Here is a 2,630-nt window from a genome sequence, read left to right as displayed (position 1 = left end):
CGGCGGTGACGACCAGACCGGTGCCGTGGTGCTGGTGTCCGGCGACGGCCCAGACCGCGACCAGGACGACCGAGCTGATGTACCAGACCGGCATCACCGCGCCGAGCATTCGGCCGCCGTGAGCGCGGCCGAGTTGGCCAGCGTCACCGGGGAGGGCGTTGAAGATCCGGTTGAGGACGACGGCGACGGCGAACTCCACCCCCACCATCACGCCGACGGACACGGTGGTGACAACCTCAAGTGCGCTGAGCATGATGATTCCCCTGCGATCTAGCGCTGCTAGGTGATGATGCAACGCTAGTACTGCTACCGCTCGATTGTCTAGCGGTGCTAGGATCGAATCATGTCGGTACAGGAACGCAAGGAACGCGAACGGGCGGTCCGCGAACGCCTCATCTTGGCGACGGCCCGCGAGCTCGCCGAGCAGCAGGGCTGGGACGCGGTCACCACCCGCCGGCTCGCCGAGCGCATCGAATACAGCCAGCCCGTCCTCTACAGCCACTTCCGCGGCAAGCGCGAGATCATCGGCGCCGTCGCTCTCGAAGGCGCCACCGAGATGGCCGCGGCCGTGCGAGCCGCGACCAGCGCCGCGGACGGCCCGCGTGAGCGGGTCGCCGCCCTCGCGCGCGCCTACCTCGACTACGCCGCCGACAACCCGGCCGTCTACGACGCCATCTTCCAGCTCGACGGCGGCCTGGCATTCGCGCACGAGGACACCCCGGAGCCCTTGAAGGACGCCTTCGCCGCACTACTCGAGAACCTCCAGGAGGTCGCCGGCGACGGCGTCCACCCGGGCGTGTTCACCGAGGTGTTCTGGGCGACCCTGCACGGCCTGGCGACCCTGACCCGCTCCGGACGACTGCCCTCGGAGTACGCCGAACAGAGAGTGGAACTACTCGTCGACCGACTCGCCGCACTCTGATCTTCCCAGTAGGGCCGGCGGGCGGCCGGGGGCGGGTTGCCCTGGATCAACTGCCGGGACGGCGGGCGGCAGCCCGGCCGGCCAGCGGCAGGACTCAGCGGGGCGCCTGGCAGGCGCTGCGGCGGACGTGAGCGCCGCGCTGACCCGGGTTTTCTGCGAGCCGGGGCCTGAGGGGCCATCACAGGCCTGCTGGGCGCCCCGGCCGCGCGCACGGCACCGCCGGGCGCCGAACGATCCGGCCCGCGGCAGGTGCCCCGAACCGACAGCACCCCACCCCCAGCAACAGGCAGGTCCCCAGCGAGGTTGTCGGGGTTCGGCACCTTGATGCCCCGCCTATGACCTGCGACGTTCCCGGACCGCCGCGGTGGGCACAGGATCGCATCCGGGACCCCGTCCGAGGCCGGCTGCGCGGTCCGACGCGGCGCTCAGGGTCCTTCGGAACGGGCCCGGATGCCCCTCCCGCTGGCGGGCGGGAGGGAGAAGACGAAGGGGGCTCCCTCCCACACCAGAGGGTGTGGAAGGGGAGATGTCCGCGCCGCGGGGGGCTTACCCAACGGGCCTGACCTGCGCGAACAGGCTCCGGTGGCCGAGGGGCCGGTGCAATTGCCCTGCCACTGGCCCTGCAACCGCCTGCGCACCCGTCGGGCCACCGTGGGGGCAACCGGCGGAGCAATCCTCCCGCGCCCGGGCGGCGGTTTCGGCGCGCGCCGAAACGACCGCCCCGGGTCGGCCCGGCACCGCGGTCCGTACTGGACCACACCACCCTCCCCGTGGTGGTCAGCTGGACTCCCCAGCTCTTCGACAATGCGGACACCAGGGCGATCCCGCGGTGGTCGAGGTGCCGTTCACCGGACACACCCTCACGATGACGCCGCACCAGCCGTCACCACCACCTTCCAGGCATCAACCCCCACCCGACACGACACACTGCTTCAGCCAACCGCAACAACAAGCTGCGACTTCACGGCTCCTGAGCGCACCGACCTGCCGAGAGGTGTTGCGCAACGAGCCGGCTCGGCCCCTCCGTGGGGAGGGACCGAGCCGGCTCGCGGGCAGGCGCCGGGATCAGGAGGTGACGGTCGGCAGGCTCGCGGTCAGGGCGGTCGGGACGCTGACCACGTTGTTGAAGCTGTAGCCGCCGGGGCCGAAGGCCGCGGAGGTCAGGGCCTTCTTGCTGCCGCCGTTGGTCACCAGCCAGACGACGTTGCTGTCGGGCGACAGCAGCAGGGTGCCGTCGCTCGGGGCGGCCTTGGCGGCGGCGGTGCCCAGCCAGGTGCCGGGGACGCCCATCAGCGGGCGCTGGTTGTAGCCCAGGCTGGTGAAGTCGGCGGCGGTCAGGTAGACCGCCTTGCCGCCGGCCATCACGTAGATGTTGGCACTGGCACCGGAGATGTCCTTGACGATGGTGCCGTCGGCCAGCGGCTTGGCGGCGGCGCCGGACAGCCAGCTCTCCGGGACGCCCATCAGGGCCTGGGTGTTGTAGCCGTCCGCAGTCCACTCGGTGCCGGTGATCGACAGTGCGGAGCCGTTGACCATCACGTAGACGGCCGGGTTACCGCCCGCCTGGCCGGTCACCAGGGTGCCGGTCGGCGGCGCGGCCTGCTGGGCGGAGGCCAGCCAGCTGCCGGGGACGCCCATGTCGGGCCGGGTGTTGTAGCCGTCCGCGGTCCACTCGGAGCTGCTGATCGGCAGCGCGGCACCACCGACG

General features: G+C 71.6%; 2 protein-coding genes and 1 pseudogene. 1 reads left to right on the top strand and 2 read right to left on the bottom strand.

From position 1 onward, the window contains the following. Positions 1-253, bottom strand: a pseudogene (locus ACQRUO_RS19265) (DUF1772 domain-containing protein); the annotation flags it as partial. 90 nt (positions 254-343) lie between these two features. On the opposite strand from ACQRUO_RS19265, the gene ACQRUO_RS19260 reads away from it, so the two are divergent. After that, on the top strand, positions 344-922 hold the full coding sequence (locus tag ACQRUO_RS19260) for a TetR/AcrR family transcriptional regulator (RefSeq protein WP_428317203.1): 579 nt from the start codon (positions 344-346) through the stop codon (positions 920-922). Positions 923-1,987: 1,065 nt separating this feature from the next. Here ACQRUO_RS19260 and ACQRUO_RS19255 read toward each other — a convergent pair. Further along, positions 1,988-2,630 (bottom strand): hypothetical protein (locus tag ACQRUO_RS19255; RefSeq protein ID WP_428317202.1); only part of this gene is annotated, 643 nt, incomplete at its 5' end.

It is taken from the genome of Kitasatospora sp. LaBMicrA B282 (genome assembly GCF_050325825.1).
Classification (GTDB): Bacteria; Actinomycetota; Actinomycetes; order Streptomycetales; family Streptomycetaceae; genus Kitasatospora.
The sequence above is the reverse complement of the archived record's forward strand: the minus strand, read 5'-3'. Positions and strand labels throughout refer to the sequence as shown.